The organism is Skermanella stibiiresistens SB22, from assembly GCF_000576635.1.
Lineage (GTDB): Bacteria > Pseudomonadota > Alphaproteobacteria > Azospirillales > Azospirillaceae > Skermanella > Skermanella stibiiresistens.
The window spans coordinates 1-565 of record NZ_AVFL01000116.1 but is presented as its reverse complement, the minus strand read 5'-3'; the positions used below and the strand labels follow the sequence as shown (position 1 = coordinate 565).

General features: G+C 63.0%; 1 protein-coding gene. It reads right to left on the bottom strand.

The genetic code is table 11. From position 1 onward, the window contains the following. Positions 1 to 278: 278 nt before the first annotated feature. Positions 279 to 565 (bottom strand): IS110 family transposase (locus N825_RS35720; RefSeq protein ID WP_037462453.1); only part of this gene is annotated, 287 nt, incomplete at its 5' end.

The window sequence follows — 565 nt, the reverse complement described above, 5'->3', positions numbered from 1 at the left end:
GCACCGTTCTCTTATTGCGGGCCGGGATTCAAGTCCTCTTGGTGAGTTATTTTACGCCTGCGTATGGGTTGGCAGCTGCGCTTACCAGGTCAGCGTTCTCTCCGGGGTCGACATGGACCGCCCCATGATGGTGTCAGAAGTGCCGGCGTCGGGATGTCAACTACGCGATCCTTGCGATCCTGAGATCACAGCCGCAACGGTGCCCACGCGATCGCCGTCACCTCGTCCTGGCAAGAGCTGCCGTCCGCCCAAACGCGGCGGAACTTGTCGCGGTAGAATCAAGGGGCGGTCACGGCCGCCTCCTTGTTCGACCAGCGGAACTCGGTACCATCGCGCCACATGCGATGGAGAATGACCGCCAACTTCCGGGCGACGGCGACGGTTGCCTTCTTGTGGCCGATCTTCCGGGCCAGCCGGGTACCCCATGCTTTGAGCGTTGACCAGCGCGACACCCGGTTCAGGATGATGCCCGCCGCTTCATACAGGTATGTCCGCGTCAGGCGGTCGCCGCAGCGCGAGATCCTACCGGTGTAGTCGGTTTCACCCGACTGGAAGCGGCGTGGCG